General features: G+C 66.8%; 12 protein-coding genes and 1 tRNA gene. 6 read left to right on the top strand and 7 right to left on the bottom strand.

Annotated features, from left to right (window positions below; all coding sequences use genetic code 11):
* Positions 1 to 43 precede the first annotated feature (43 nt).
* Both LMT64_RS02365 and LMT64_RS02360 read right to left on the bottom strand, forming a co-directional pair.
* Positions 44 to 508: a GNAT family N-acetyltransferase gene (locus tag LMT64_RS02365; protein WP_126351311.1), complete on the bottom strand. Its 465-nt coding sequence runs from the start codon at positions 506 to 508 to the stop codon at positions 44 to 46.
* A gap of 64 nt (positions 509 to 572) precedes the next feature.
* Positions 573 to 648 (bottom strand) — tRNA-Asp (locus tag LMT64_RS02360).
* Positions 649 to 797: 149 nt separating this feature from the next.
* On the opposite strand from LMT64_RS02360, the gene LMT64_RS02355 reads away from it, so the two are divergent.
* Positions 798 to 1,532, top strand: coding sequence for a class I SAM-dependent methyltransferase (locus LMT64_RS02355; RefSeq protein ID WP_126351312.1), 735 nt, complete (start codon positions 798 to 800; stop codon positions 1,530 to 1,532).
* 17 nt (positions 1,533 to 1,549) lie between these two features.
* On the opposite strand, the gene LMT64_RS02350 is transcribed toward LMT64_RS02355, so the two are convergent.
* The 3 genes from LMT64_RS02350 to LMT64_RS02340 are packed head-to-tail and all read right to left on the bottom strand — an operon-like array spanning position 1,550 to position 6,631.
* The gene (locus LMT64_RS02350) at positions 1,550 to 2,656 is read right to left on the bottom strand and encodes a hypothetical protein (protein ID WP_126351313.1); all 1,107 of its coding nucleotides are present in this window, start codon (positions 2,654 to 2,656) and stop codon (positions 1,550 to 1,552) included.
* A 37-nt stretch (positions 2,657 to 2,693) separates the two neighbouring features.
* A complete protein-coding gene (locus tag LMT64_RS02345) occupies positions 2,694 to 5,468 on the bottom strand; it encodes an LPS-assembly protein LptD (protein WP_229253311.1) in 2,775 nt (924 codons plus the stop codon).
* Positions 5,465 to 6,631 carry a SpoIID/LytB domain-containing protein gene (locus LMT64_RS02340; RefSeq protein ID WP_126351315.1) on the bottom strand — a complete coding sequence of 389 codons (1,167 nt, stop codon included), beginning with the start codon at positions 6,629 to 6,631 and terminating at the stop codon, positions 5,465 to 5,467. The genes LMT64_RS02345 and LMT64_RS02340 overlap by 4 nt, the downstream gene beginning before the upstream one ends.
* Positions 6,632 to 6,769: 138 nt before the next feature.
* Here LMT64_RS02340 and LMT64_RS02335 point away from each other — a divergent pair, with 138 nt between their 5' ends.
* The 3 genes from LMT64_RS02335 to LMT64_RS02325 are packed head-to-tail and all read left to right on the top strand — an operon-like array spanning position 6,770 to position 8,906.
* Positions 6,770 to 7,906: an FAD-dependent oxidoreductase gene (locus LMT64_RS02335; RefSeq protein WP_126351316.1), complete on the top strand. Its 1,137-nt coding sequence runs from the start codon at positions 6,770 to 6,772 to the stop codon at positions 7,904 to 7,906.
* A 60-nt stretch (positions 7,907 to 7,966) separates the two neighbouring features.
* A complete protein-coding gene (locus LMT64_RS02330; protein ID WP_126351317.1) occupies positions 7,967 to 8,692 on the top strand; it encodes a class I SAM-dependent methyltransferase in 726 nt (241 codons plus the stop codon).
* 22 nt (positions 8,693 to 8,714) lie between these two features.
* Positions 8,715 to 8,906, top strand: coding sequence for a hypothetical protein (locus LMT64_RS02325; RefSeq protein WP_126351318.1), 192 nt, complete (start codon positions 8,715 to 8,717; stop codon positions 8,904 to 8,906).
* Between the two features lie 76 nt (positions 8,907 to 8,982).
* Here the strand turns inward: LMT64_RS02325 and ispH are convergent, their stop codons facing one another.
* Positions 8,983 to 9,975: a 4-hydroxy-3-methylbut-2-enyl diphosphate reductase gene (ispH, locus tag LMT64_RS02320; protein ID WP_126351319.1), complete on the bottom strand. Its 993-nt coding sequence runs from the start codon at positions 9,973 to 9,975 to the stop codon at positions 8,983 to 8,985.
* Positions 9,976 to 9,980: 5 nt separating this feature from the next.
* Positions 9,981 to 11,456, bottom strand: coding sequence for a phospholipase D-like domain-containing protein (locus tag LMT64_RS02315; protein ID WP_126351320.1), 1,476 nt, complete (start codon positions 11,454 to 11,456; stop codon positions 9,981 to 9,983).
* A gap of 195 nt (positions 11,457 to 11,651) precedes the next feature.
* Between LMT64_RS02315 and LMT64_RS02310 the strand changes: the two genes are divergently transcribed.
* Positions 11,652 to 12,746, top strand: a complete 1,095-nt coding sequence (locus LMT64_RS02310; protein WP_229253310.1) for a DUF2157 domain-containing protein — start codon at positions 11,652 to 11,654, stop codon at positions 12,744 to 12,746.
* The gene (locus LMT64_RS02305) at positions 12,743 to 13,291 is read left to right on the top strand and encodes a GDYXXLXY domain-containing protein (RefSeq protein ID WP_126351322.1); all 549 of its coding nucleotides are present in this window, start codon (positions 12,743 to 12,745) and stop codon (positions 13,289 to 13,291) included. The genes LMT64_RS02310 and LMT64_RS02305 overlap by 4 nt, the downstream gene beginning before the upstream one ends.
* Positions 13,292 to 13,363: the final 72 nt, after the last annotated feature.

The following is a 13,363-nucleotide window of genomic DNA, read 5'->3' as shown; positions in this document are numbered from 1 at the left end:
GCATGATACCCCTTGCAGCCAGGAGGATGGGAGGATCATCTCCTTACAGTTCCAGCAGCATTCCCGGATTCGGGCGGTCCCTGAAGCCCAGGCGGCGGTACAGTCCGGCACCCATCGGCGCGGCATTCAGGGTGATCTGCCTGTACCCTTCTGCGCGTGCCCAGGCCAGGATGGCTTCCACCAAACCACCTGCCACCCCCTGCCGGCGGTGGGGGGGTTCTACCGCCACATTCAGAATGTGGGGCTGTACCGTGTGCGGACTGCCGGCACTGGGGTGCGCCGGGTACAGCTGCACGCCTGCGCCCCCGATCACCGCGCCGTCTGCGCCCACCGCCAGCCAGCCCAGATACCGGCCATCCGGCACGGCCTGGCAGTAATACGCCTCCCAAATGGGAAGGTCCGGGGCAATCTGCTCGGGCGTGCGGCCATTATCCAGTTGCATTACCCCGCGCAGGTGCGCCAGGGCGGGAGCGTCGGCAGCCACGGCGCGGCGAACAGTCAGGGTCATGCGCTGAGGATACTGGGCAGATGAGCCACAAAAAAGCCACCCCGAACGGGATGGCTCTTTGGACTGGCGGTCCGGACGGGATTTGAACCCGCGACCTTCTGCGTGACAGGCAGATATGCTAACCGCTACACTACCGGACCAGCGGAAAGTAAGTTAGCGTCTTACGCCTGGACTGTCAAGCTGCGGGGAGAGCGGGACAGGGCGGAGAAGCAAGGGTAGCGCGTCAGGGACAGCGGCAGGAACGCGTTCGGCACTCCATCCCCACATGGCCCGCTATGCTACGCAGCGCATGAACTACGACGACCTCTCGGAGCTGTACGACCAGCAATACGACCTGTACCGCGACGACTTGCACTTTTACGCCAGCCTGGCCGAAGGGGCGGGGCGTGTGCTGGAAGTCGGAGCCGGGACCGGGCGGGTCAGCTGCCACCTGGCGCGGCGTGGGGCGGACGTGACCGGCCTGGAACCCAGCGGCCGAATGCTGGAGAGGGCGCGGGCGCGGGCGGCCGAGAGCCGGGTGGACGTGGCATGGCTACAGGGAGACGCGGCCAGTTTCCGCAGCGATGAGCGATTTGACCTGATCATTGCGCCCTTCAATGCGCTGATGCACCTCTACACCCCTGAAGAACAGTTGAGTAGCCTGGAAAATCTGGCCCGGCACCTCGCCCCAGGGGGACGCTTCGCCTTCGACCTGTATGTGCCCAACTACGGCGCACAGGGCGTGCTGCGGCACGAGGGCGAGACCCTCTACCGGGGCGCCGAACGCACCGACGTATTTCTGATGCAGCGCATAGACGCAGCCCGCCAGCATGTCACCACCGAGTATTTCGTGGACACGGTGACAGCGGCGGGCGACCTCAAGCGCCAGCATTTCACGCTGACCCAGCGTTACTACTGGCGCTACGAGGTGGAATGGCTGCTGCGCTGCGCCGGCTTTGCGACTCCCCGCGTCAGCGGCAGCTTTCAGGGCGGGCCGTTGACCGAGAGCAGCGAAGTGATGGTGTTTCAGACTCGCTTGGCGTAGCTCTGGCCCAGGCACCCCTATTCTTCTGCGAAGGTCCGCACCAGGGCGCGGGCATCTCGCAGCTGCACGCCCAGGTTTTCCAGACGCCAGCTGTTCTGCCGCACTCCAATAATCGCGTCGTAGCGGTAAAGGGAGTTTTCGGTCAGTAGGTACAGGTAGCCGTCGGCCACCGCAGCGTCACGCAGGTTATTAAAGGAATCTATGGTCTGCGCCGAGTCCTGGGCCGTACTGGTCCCGTTCCAGACGCGCAGCGGTAGACGCAGACTGCCCTGTATGGCTTCACCACGCCAGGCGAACAGTACCGGCGCGGACCCGACCGCCGCTTCACTGGCCCACAGGCGGTTGTAACGCTCAGGGCCAAACGCGGGAAGCGGGTTGGCATCCGGCACCCCAGCGGTGGTCAGGGAGAACACGCCCGCGTCGGTGGCCGCGTACACGGTGGGCTGGCCACCTGCAGAGACCAAAGTCGCCAGGTCACGCACCGCCACGGTGGGCTGCGGATCGCTGTATTCGGCGCGTTCGTCACCCGGGTTGGTCACGGCCACCCGCAGCATCTCGCTGCCGCCGCCCAGCACAGGCCGGGCCACCACACCCACGTCGCCCGCCACCGCAACCCGGATCGGCGGCGTGTCGGTGCCGCTCAGCGGTGCGGCGGCCAGCGGAAGGGCAGTCCACCAGCGCAGCTCACCGTCGGGGGTGTACATGGCGACATTCTGCGGGCCACCCTCACACTGGCTCAGGGCGAAGTAGCGCTCGGACCCCGGCGACACTGCCGAGGCCTGCCAACACACCGGGAAAGGCGGCGCCTCGAAAGTATTCAAGGCGGTCAGATCGGGGCGGCGTTCCTCGGTGGCAGGCCTGCGCGTCAGCAGGACACGGCGTGATCCCTGCTGGGGATGCAGGTCCACGCCTCCCTCAATCGCCACCGGGTCGCCCAGTTCAGCCACCGGGCGCGGCGTGTCGGAGGCCGCCGCCGGAAGGTCTACCCGTTGCAGTGCAGCGCCCCCCTGGGTCAGCAGGGTCAGGGTGGTGGCGCTGCCGCCTTCCACCGTGCCGGTGCAGCCGCTCAGCAGGGCGGTGGGGGCCAGCAGGGTCAGGGTGGGAAACAGGAATTTCAGGTTCATGATGGACCTCCCAGAGGCCAAGGAGAAAGGGGACGGGTCAGGGTGTGAGCAGTGGCACGGCAAGGCCGCTGCTGTTGCGTTCCAGTAGGGTATTGAACCCGCTGCCTGGCAAGCCCACGCTGAAGCGGTAGCGTTTCAGCAGCAGATCGGCCTCGAACTGTGCCGCCCAGCAGCAGCGGTCCAGCGTGACGGCCAGCACCGGCAGTGGCCCGCCGGGCGGCTGCAATTCGCCGTCTACCCAGGTAAACACCTGATTGAGCCTTCCCGTGAAGTACAGGTCGGTGGTGGGGCTGACATCCCAGCGCACACCCACCGCCAGCGGACTGAAGCTGAGACGGTCAGTGGCGATATCGTCCGGGTAAGTGCCGGAGCGGGTGCGGGTGTAGGCCGCCTCGCCCGCCACCGAGACATACTCGCCCAGTTGCCAGGCTCCGCCCAAGCTGAGCTGTGCCAGTTCACTGCGGCGCTGGTCCAGGCCCGGCAAGTTGTAGGTGCCGCTCACACGGAAGCGCTCGCCCGGCTGGGTAGAGGTGTAGCTGCCACGCAAGGTGGGTGCCGTCCAGTAGCCCCGGCGCAGGTCGTAAGGGCCGCCGTAAGCCAGTTCCCAGTTTCGGGCACGGCCTGAGCCCTGAGTACCCACGCTGAAATCCAGTCGTCCGGTATCGCGGGCGTTCGGGGCCGGGTCCAGATTCAACGTATGTGATTCCTCGAAGGCATACTGACCGCGCCACAACACTTTGGTGTTGCCTGTCCACACATCTGAAATCAGGTTGACGCGCTGCGCCGTGCTGAACGTCAGCGGATTCAGCACCGTATCGGAACCGCGGGTGTAGTTGGCGTTCAGGCCGACTTCGCGCCAGCGCGGCGTCTGAATGTCGTGGGTGGCGTACACGCTGAAGTTGTTGGTGCGGTACTGCCCGTTCACCGTGGCGCGGAGGGTCAGCGGCTGAAACCCGCCCTGATCGGTGTAGCCGCCGTTGGCACTGAGGGTGAGGCGGTCCAGCCAGGCGTAGGCCTGCCGCAGCTGGAGTTGCGCGGCCTCTTCGGAGGTCAGGGGGCGGTCCGCAGGGGGAGTCTGGACGGTGGGGGCCTGCCCGCCCAGCGTGCTGCTGAACGAGAACCGTTCCAGCGTATCGGTGTAGAAGTTGTGGTTGAGATGACCGCTCAGCTGCACCGGATAGCGGTTGATCCGCACCCCGAAGGCGGTGGCCTGCTGCTGGTCCCAGTCGGCCAGCAGGTCGTGGGTATGCGAGGCACTCAGCAGCACGCCGTCCGACGGGACCAGGGCCAGCGATAGGGTCTGCGGAGCGCGGATGCGCGTGCCCGACAGCCGGTCAAAGGCAAACGGACTGGTGCCCTCATAGCGGATGTACTCGGAGGTGAAGTTCAGGCTGTGCTGATCCCTGACCCCAAAGCGCTGATCCAGTCGCGCCTCGGCCTGCAGATCCACCGTGCGTGCGCCGGTGCCGTAGTAGCGCCCGGTAAAGCGGTTACGGACGCTGAACTGTGCGCCTTCCCAGAGCGGGCGGCTGTAGGAGATGTCGTGCTGCTCCTCTAGGCGGGTCGTGGTGATGTTCACACCCTGGCGGCTGGCGCTGGACGAATCGGGATTGGACGCGGCGGTGTATTGGCCCGCCGTCAGCCGGGCGTCGGCGCTGAAATTGCCGCTGCGGTAGGGCTTGGGGTCAATGACGACTTCGGGCCACTTGAGCGGCGTGTACTGACTGCGCGTCTCGTCGCGGTTCAGCAGGTTGTAAAGATTCAGCTCGGCGCTGAACAGCGGGTACTCTACCCGCGCCCCGAACTTGACGCTGGTGACACCGCGTAAAGGATCCGTGGCACTCCGCCCGATGTCGCGGCGGGTCACCTGCAGATCATAGTCCAGGTCACTTGTCGCCAATTCCAGCGGCGCGCGGCCCCGCACGCTGAAATCCAGGTCCAGGTCACGTCCCTCCTGTGGCTGGTTCCCCTCAAACGGTTTGGGGTCGGTCAGGAGATACAGGTCGGCGCGGTCCACATACGGCACGGGCGAGTAGGAGCGCAGGTCCACGCCGACCCCGAAGCGCGCAGGCCGATTCTGGTAGTAGCGCAGCAGCGTGGTACCCAGGGTATGGTCCGAGACGCTGAACGGCAGATCCGCCGCTGCTGTAAAGCCGTCGCGCTCGTCCTGGCCCAGAGAGAGGCGGGGCTGGCGGGCCGGTTCATTCAGCGGCAGCACGATAACCGGCAAGTACAGCACCGGATGGTCGGCCAGCAGCAGCTGCACCCGGTAAGCGACCAGGCGGTCACCGGGATAGAGAATCAGTTGCTCGGCCTGAAACGCGTAGTCGTTGGGGGTTTGCCCGCAGCCGCCGCAAGGGGTGAAGTAACTGCCCATCGCCCGCAGTTGCCCTGGCACACGTTCCAGCTCTTCGCCGCGAATCCGCAGCTTGCCCTGACTGACCAGCACATCCTCGCCAGTCAGCGAGTTGGTCGCCAAGTCCACCACCAGGTCTTCGCCAGCGAGGCCCTGGCCCTCGTCGCTGGCGTAGCGTGCCCCACCCACCAGGGTCAAGGTACGAGCAGTGCGGTTGAATTCGATTCGGCGAGCGCGCAGGGTTTCGCCGTCCAGTTCCACTTCGACCAGGCCGCCAGGCGAATCCTCGTCGGCGCTGATGATCACCAGTTCCTGGTCTTCGAAGCGGCGCAGTTCCAGTGAGCCGGCGTCCACGATCCGCACGGTGGCGGCCTGGGCACTGCTCAGCAGGGTGCCGCCCGCCGCCAGCAGACCCAGGGCCAACGCCCGCAGGCCACGCAGGCGGCGGACGGTCATGGGCCTGCTCCAGTCACCGCGTTCAGGACAGGAGCCGACTGGGTAGCGGCAGCAACCGGCTGGTAATGCAGCGCCTGCACCACGGTACCGGGGTAATAAAAGCCCAGCACATCACGGTGGCTGCGGCCTTCACGGGCAAAGCCGAGCGCACCGTATTGCGACAGACCCACCCCATGTCCGGACCCCTGACCACTGAGGCGCAGCGGCGAGGAACTGTCCACCCGCGCCCGGCTGGACGGTGCGCCCAGCGCCCGCACGAAGCCCCCAGCACTGGCACCTTTGAGGGTTGAGGTGCGGCTGCTGCCCACCACCGTCACTTCTTCTACCCGGCCCGACGCACTGGTCTGGCCGAAGCTGACCCGCCGCACCGTGCCCACATTCAGGCGGTAGGCCGTTGCAGCACTGTTCAACTTGGCGGGGCTGACCGTGATCTGCCAACGCCCGCGCTCGCCACTGGCCGTGACCGATTGTGGGTCAGGCTTGGCGATCAGGTAGGGCAGGTTCTTGCCCCAGACTTCGGCGGCGCTGGCGGTGTAGCCGCCCGAATTGGCCGAAAAGTAGGTGTCGGCCAACTGGCCCCCGTAGGTCAGCACCTCACCCCGCGTGGCGTCGATGGCGGCGTTGGTGCGCTCATGCTCGCCGTCTATGCCGGGGTACATCTGGCAGTTGGTCCCGGCGCAGATATCGAAAGGCTGCGCCGGATTGACCCGCTGGGTGACGTAAGTGCGGGCGACCACCGCCTGGGACTCCAGCGCGGCTTCAGGCCACAGCGCAGGCATTTCGGCGGGCACCACACCGCGCAGATAATCTTCGACGTTCACGACGTTGATACCCTGCACTTTGCCACGGTTCAGGCGCAGCAATACTCCGCCCCGGTAGACCTTGGAACCGATCTGCACCCGGCTGCCGGGGCTGGGCGGCACATAGAGGGTGCTGCTGCCTGCAGATTTGCCGTTCAGGGCCAGCTCTGAGCCGCGCACCTCGACTTTCCACACCGGGGCGGACGCTTGGGGCGCACCACCGGTTCCCAGCAGGCGCACTGGCACCGACGCCCCCTCCTGGATCAGCACCCGGACATCCAGCGCCTGTCCGGACCCGCTGGCAAGCACGGCCAATGTAGCGGTCCCCAGACGGACCGTATGCAACAATCTGCGGCTGAACATCACTTTGGAGTATAAACAGCGCCCCAGATGAGGCGGGTCAGTGGGACATGAGATAAATGCTTGCGGAGGCTGGCGTCATAGACGGCTGGAAGATCGCTACCGCAGAACATAAAAAATCACACATGCCATCATGACCGCATGAACAGTGGGCCGCGGGGACAGGTGTGGGCGCATGTGGGCCAGCCGTTTGATCGGCGAGCCTACGACGTGGTGGTGATCGGTGCGGGCATGCTGGGCGCGGGCTGCGCCGCCGCGCTGCGTGAGGTTGTCCCAGGCCGGAGCCTGTTGCTGCTGGATGAGGGCGGCCTGCCCAACGAAGAAGGCGCGACCCTGCTGGGTGCAGGCGTGTGGGACGCAGCGGGGCTGGAAGGTCATGCGACTGAACTGGCCGAGCGGAGCCGCGCTGAATTGCAACGCTGGCTGGGCGACGCCCTGACACCACGTACGCTGCTGGACTTTGGAGCAGAACGGACGGAAGCTGCCGAGGCCAGCGCAGAAGTGCTGCAGGCCTTTGACGACATGGCGGACTGGGTGGACCCGGAACAGTTGCCGCACGTGACCCGGCGGGAAGTGCTCACCTACCGCCCCGGCGAGCTGACGCTGCGGCTGGGCCAGGGTGCGGTGGCAGCGGGCGCCGACCTGATGCTGAATGTCCGCGCCGAGCTGACCCCCGGCGGTGTGCGCCTGCACCGCCTCAGCGTGACCAACCGGCACGAGATCGTGGTGCATGAGACGCACGACATCACGGTAGATCAGGTGATCGTGGCTGCCGGAGCCGCTGGACCAGAGCTGATCGAAAGTGGCCTGGGCCTGCACACCCCGCACGGGCGCGCCTACGTGCAGCGGCCCCGGCTCCGGCAGCCCAGCGGCCCAACCTCTCCCCTGCTGCGGGCCGGGAACCTGCTGCTGCGCCCCCTGAACGGCGAGTACGCGCTGTACCTGCCGCCCCGCTCGGGCGACCCGCACGGCTACCGGCCCACCTCCGGGCGGCTGACCGGCGTGCAGGTGGGCCTGCGCCGCGAACTGCTGTGCGACCTGCTGCCGCGCATGGACGCGCTGCCGGTTCTGGCCACCGAAGCCCTCGGCGTGGGCCGTAGCCTGGCCGACATAGAGGGTGCCTGGCTGGGCCTGCCCGGCGGCGACCCGCAGCACGCCCCCACCGCCGAGCAGGTCACCCCTGGGGTATGGCTCTTACTGGGCGGCAGCCGCACCCGCGGCGGGGCAGACACCCTGGGGCTGGGGCTGGTGCGGGAGCTGGCAGAACAGCTGGCTTAAACCGCGTCATGGGCAGGATTTTCCGGCATGACTGAGTTGTGGCACAGGGTAGAATACGGGATGAACCCTGATCCCAAACGCCTGGGCACCCTAGATGAACTGCTGACCACCCTGGACACCCTCTTTGAGGGCGGCTCGGACTGGACCACGCGGGAGCAAAGCACCCACTGGCAGAGCATCTTTTCGCAGCCGGAGCACCCGCTGAACTCTGACCTACCAGACGCCAACCTCACCGAGTGGCAAGCGCGTGGGCTGTTGCCCAACCCGGCAAGCCGCACCGCCCTGGATCTGGGCTGCGGCCTGGGGCGCAATGCCCGCTGGCTGGCGCGGCAGGGCTACCGGGTCACGGGCCTGGACCTCTCGGCCTACGCGGTGGCCGAAGCGCAGCGGCGCACCGCCGACCTCACCGTAACCTACCTGGAAGCCGACCTGCTGCGCGGTCCTCTGCCCTTACCACCCGCCGACTTGGTGTACGACTCCGGCTGCTTTCACCACCTGCCGCCGCACCGCCGCCTGACCTACCTGAGCGTGCTGGGGCGTCTGCTGAAGCCGGGCGGACATTTCGGTATCTGCACCTTCGCGCCGGGGCGGATGGGCAGCGAGGCTACGGATGTGGAACTGCTGCGGCGCGGCAGCCTGGAAGGCGGTGTGGCCTACTCGCCGGACGACCTGCGCGGCATCTTCAGCGATCTGGACTACGTTGCGGGCGGACCGATGCCGCAGCTGGCCGGGACGTTTTGCCATGACTTTTTGAATGTGGCGCTGTTCCGGCGGCCGGCCGGCTAGCCCCCCGGCCTATGCTGAGGTCATGAACGGGCTCGACGAACAGACCAAAGCCCGCATCCGCGCGGAGGAAGAGTACCGGGCGCAGGTGCGGGGGGAGCTGACCCCCAAAGGCCCCTGGAACACCCTTGGGAAAATCATCACCGGATTGGTGCTGATAGTGGTGGCGTACGCGCTGCTCCTCAGCCTGGGATGGTATCTGATGCAGCCTGGCTGATCCCTGAATCCATCCCACTTGGGCAGCGGGCAGCCAGGCGGCAAACCATTCACCTTCTGCCTTCCTCCTTCTGCCCTCAGACGAGCGCTTCTTGCGTCCCGTCCAGGTTCACCTTCTTGGCCGGGCGGAACCGGATGTTTTCCCATTCGCCTTCTTCCAGCACTTCCAGGGCCGGGTTGAGCTGACGGAAGTGGGCCACCACCTCCTGCACCAGGTCGTCCGGCGTGCTGGCCGCGCTGGTAATGCCGAGGCTGGTCACGCCGCTCAGTTCAATGTGGGCGAGGTCAGCGGCGGTTTCCAGGCGCTCAGCGCGGCCGCACAGCTCGCGGGCCAGTTCCAGCAGCCGCATGCCGTTGCTGGAGTGCGTAGAGGTCAGCACCAAAAATGCGTCCACCTGCGGCGCAATCGCCTTGACCGCGTCCTGGCGGTTCTTGGTGGCGTAGCAGAGGTCCTCGCTGGGCGGAATCACCAGCGCCGGAAAGCGCTCCTTGAGAATGGCGACCGTCTGGCGGGTGTCGTCCACGTTGAGGGTGGTCTGGGTCAGCACCACCAGCCGCTCGGGGTCGGGCACCTGCACGGTGCGCGGGTCGTTCAGGCCGCCGCCCACCTTGCCCTGCACCCCGATCAGGATGGTGTGCTCCGGGGCCTCGCCCTGGGTGCCGATCACTTCCTGGTGCCGGGCGCTGTCCCCGATCAAGAGGATGGTGTAGCCCTCGGCGGCGTACTTTTTGGCTTCGGTGTGGACCTTGGTGACGAGCGGGCAGGTGGCGTCCACCGTAGCCAGGCCCAGGGCGCGGGCCTGCTCGCGAACGGCGGGGCTGACCCCATGGGCACTGAAGACCACCGTGTCGGTGCCGTGGGGCAGCATGGGGATTTCCGTCAGGTCCTCCACGAAGCTCACGCCCTTGCCGCGCTCCAGCCGGTCCACCACCGTGTGGTTGTGAACGATGGAGTGGTACACGGTCACCGGCTGGCGTTCATGGTCGGCGGCCTGCTCCACGGCCTGAATCGCCATGACCACCCCGGCGCAAAAGCCGCGTGGTTTGGCGAGGTGAATGCGCTTGATCATGCCCTCTATTGTGCCGCACCTGCGTAGGGATCAAAGGGACGGCTGCGACCCTGCCAGTCTTGGTCGAATTTGCGCTGCAGTTCGCCCACGGCCTGTGGGTCATCGGTCAGCAGCGCCGCTTCAGCCAGACCCAGCGGTCCCCAGGCCGACGGATGAAAGTTCATGCTGCCCACCAGCGCGGCTTCCCCGTCCACCAAGATGGCTTTGCTGTGCATCGGATAGGTGGTGGCGCGAATCTCCAGGTGCTGCGCCAATCCACGCTGGCGGGCCTCGCGCTCCAGAATCACCACGCCAGAGCGGTTCTGAACACCTTCCACTTTGTCGTTCATGGTCAGGACACGCACCTGAACGCCGCGCTCCATCGCGCTGAGCAGCGCCTCAAAGTAGGTCGTCAGCGGCATCCCACTACAAATATCCGGCCAGGGTGTCATGACCACGCAGTTCAGCTGGGCGCTCAGCGAGGTTTGTAATAAATCAATGCGGCGCTGAGCTGCGCCCAACAGCGCCAGATGGGCCGCGTCGGCCTGAAGGTAGCCCGTCCGGCGGTACAAGAACAGAGCGTGGGCATTTCCGGCAGTCGTTACCTCATGGGCCAGTGGGGGGCGCGTCAGCGGCCGGGCCTCCCGCCACGAGCAGCGCTGCTCCACCTGTCCAGCTTGCACGTCTGCCGGGCAGTTCAGCTCATCGGACAGCGCCCAGAGATCGGCGAAGGCTGCCGCTGCATTCTGCGCCACTGGGCCGCGCAGGGTCAGGCCCAGGTCATTGACCCCGCCCCCCGCTGGCCTGGATTCCCCGCCCGGCAGCCAGGTCAGGGCGTAGCCGTAGCCCGCCGCCGTCACCTCGCGCCCGTCAACCACCTGCATCTTGATGTGGCTGTAGGGCGTCAGGCGGTAATGGGCCAGACGCAGGTCCCACCCCAGCGCCGGGTCCTGCAGCGGTACACCGCGCCGCAGCAAGCCCTCAGCCATGCCTGCTGCGATCCAGCGTGGTGGGCGCATCGGCAACGGGTAGTTGCCCAGATGCAGCCGCACGCTCATGCCCTGGGGATAGGCGGCCCGCCCCCCCAGTTGCACACGGCGGTACAGCTCCGCCAGCGTGTCCAGCAGGGCCTGGGTAGGAGCGTCTGCCTCAGCATGGAAATCCATATTGGTCAGCAGCACCTCGGCGCGGGCTGCCAGAACCTGTGCATTGGTCTGGGCGAAGGCGTCGGGCCCCGCCGAGGGGTCCGGGCTGGCCGTTTCCAGCAAGGCTACGAAGCGGTTGCCGCAGGACAGGTCTGCCTCACCGTAGTCGCGCAGCACCTGCCAGGCCGCCCGCATGGCCAGGTGTGCCGGTGGCGGGCAGACGTACTCGCCCGCTTCCAGCCGGGGCTGAGGCGGAGGGCTGAGGTACAGCGGGACTTCCAGCGTCTGCGCGGAGGCCGCTGGCAAGCCGCAGGCGGCCATCAGCAACGAACGAAGAGCAAGGCGGCGCAGCGACACAACCCCTGCAGAGTACGGCACTGACCTGATGCGAACCGGATGACACCTGACGGTCCATAGCCACGTTTCCAACCGACGTTGCTGGGGGAGGTCCACCCCAACACAGGCCCAGCAATCGAATAGACTGTAGGTACAGACACGATTTTATATCCTGACCCACCCTTTGCTGCGCCTTACCACCCAAGACGATTGCTGATGCCTGATTCCTCTCCCACCCTGACGGTCCGTCACCGGGCACTGCGCGAGCAGCTGGCCCGCTGGCAGGCGGCTGGGCTGCTGAGTGCCGAACAAGCCGCAGCCATCTGGAACCATGAGCAGCAACGTGAGGGGCACACTCCCTCGCGTCCACCCTGGGCCGTCACCGTCTCGGTGATCGGGGCGCTGGTGCTCGGCCTGGGCCTGATCGCGCTGGTGGCCGCCAACTGGGACGGCCTGAGCCGTACGGTCCGGTTGGTGGGCCTGATCGCGTTGATGCTGGGCAGTTACGCTGTGGGCTACCGGTTACGTGACCGACCCGCTGGCCGCTGGCCGGGCACTGGGGCAGCCTTTTATCTGCTGGGCGGGGTGCTGTTCGGAGGACTGCTGGCCTTCTTGGCTCAGGGCCTGCAGCTGGACATACCGCTCACCGCCCTGCTGCTGTTATGGGGGGCCGGATTGGCAGCGCTGGCCTACGCCGTGCGGCTGCCCGCCGCGCTGCACCTGGCCCTGCCGCTGGGCGCCGTCATTCCGCTGCTGGCGCTGTACAGTGATGGGCTGAACTGGCTGCTGGGCCTCCCACCCGGTGTCCAGAACCTCTGGCTGATGGGGCTGGTCGGGGGCCTGTTTCTGGCCGCTGCCGGGTGGCATGACCGCCCTGCCCCCAGCGGCCAGGCCTCCCACCTGACGGCCTCCCACCTGACGGACGCCGAGCGGCACGCACTGGGCCACCCTTACGCTTTCTGGGGGCCCTCGCTGCTGCTGGGCGCGGCCACGGCCCTGCTGTATCACGGCCTGCTGCCGAGTGATGCCCTGTGGCAGGGCCAGGACGCTTCCGCCGCTTACCTGCTGATTCAGGGCCTGGCTGGGGTACTGGCCCTGAGCGTAGCCTACCTGGGGCAGCAAATGGAGCGGCGAGCCGTGATCAACTGGGGCCTGCTGGGCGTGGGGGCCAGCGTGCTTGGAATTTACTTTTCCCTGTTCAGCCGCCTGCTCAACATCTCGCTGGTGCTGATCGGAGCTGGGATTCTGCTGCTGGCGCTGGGCTACCTGCTGGAACGCGCCCGCCGCCGTCTAAGCGAGGGCCTGGGATGACGGCCCCACCACCTGCTCCGGACCCCGGGCGCAGCAGCCGTGCCCGCCCACTGCTGGCCGCCGTGGGCCTGCAGCTCCTGCTGGCGGCAGGTCTGGTCACTCCGGCGCTGCTGGCCAATCTGGATGCGCAGGAAGTGCTGCTGCAGACTCAGCCAGTCGACCCGCGCGATCCTCTGCGGGGTCACTACCTGACGCTGGGCTACGCCTTCAACACCCTCAAGACCGCCCAGACCTTCGAAACGGGTCAGCCGGTGTATCTGCCGCTTCACCCTGGCACGGATGGGGTCTGGACGGGCGATACCTTGCAGGCCAGTCCCCCCACCGAAGGCATCTTTTTGCGCGGACGGGTCGCCTACCATCTGCAGGGGCAAACGGCCGTCAACTACGGCATTGAGCGCTTTTATCTAGAAGAAACCGCTGCGCTGGATCAGGAGCGCTTGGGGTGGGACGGCCAGGCCAAACCGCTGCGCGCCCGGGTCCGGGTGGGCCGGGGCGGACAGGCGCGGGTGGTGGGCCTGGAACGTGGCGGCGTGGTGATTGAGTAGCACTTCCGCCCTGGAGACGTGAAAAAGCCCCTCCAATGAGAGGGGCCAGCGCCAAAGCGAGCAGCTCAAGCA

Source organism: Deinococcus radiophilus, from assembly GCF_020889625.1.
In the GTDB taxonomy this organism is placed as follows: Bacteria; Deinococcota; Deinococci; order Deinococcales; family Deinococcaceae; genus Deinococcus; species Deinococcus radiophilus.
Note: the sequence above shows the minus strand (reverse complement) of the source record. Positions and strands in the feature narration are given on the sequence as shown.

Coding starts and splice junctions, on each gene's coding strand:
- LMT64_RS02365 (WP_126351311.1), bottom strand. CDS start 508: ATGACCCTGACTGTTCGCCGCGCCGTGGCTGCCGACGCTCCCGCCCTG.
- LMT64_RS02355 (WP_126351312.1), top strand. CDS start 798: ATGAACTACGACGACCTCTCGGAGCTGTACGACCAGCAATACGACCTG.
- LMT64_RS02350 (WP_126351313.1), bottom strand. CDS start 2,656: ATGAACCTGAAATTCCTGTTTCCCACCCTGACCCTGCTGGCCCCCACC.
- LMT64_RS02345 (WP_229253311.1), bottom strand. CDS start 5,468: ATGACCGTCCGCCGCCTGCGTGGCCTGCGGGCGTTGGCCCTGGGTCTG.
- LMT64_RS02340 (WP_126351315.1), bottom strand. CDS start 6,631: ATGTTCAGCCGCAGATTGTTGCATACGGTCCGTCTGGGGACCGCTACA.
- LMT64_RS02335 (WP_126351316.1), top strand. CDS start 6,770: ATGAACAGTGGGCCGCGGGGACAGGTGTGGGCGCATGTGGGCCAGCCG.
- LMT64_RS02330 (WP_126351317.1), top strand. CDS start 7,967: ATGAACCCTGATCCCAAACGCCTGGGCACCCTAGATGAACTGCTGACC.
- LMT64_RS02325 (WP_126351318.1), top strand. CDS start 8,715: ATGAACGGGCTCGACGAACAGACCAAAGCCCGCATCCGCGCGGAGGAA.
- ispH (WP_126351319.1), bottom strand. CDS start 9,975: ATGATCAAGCGCATTCACCTCGCCAAACCACGCGGCTTTTGCGCCGGG.
- LMT64_RS02310 (WP_229253310.1), top strand. CDS start 11,652: ATGCCTGATTCCTCTCCCACCCTGACGGTCCGTCACCGGGCACTGCGC.
- LMT64_RS02305 (WP_126351322.1), top strand. CDS start 12,743: ATGACGGCCCCACCACCTGCTCCGGACCCCGGGCGCAGCAGCCGTGCC.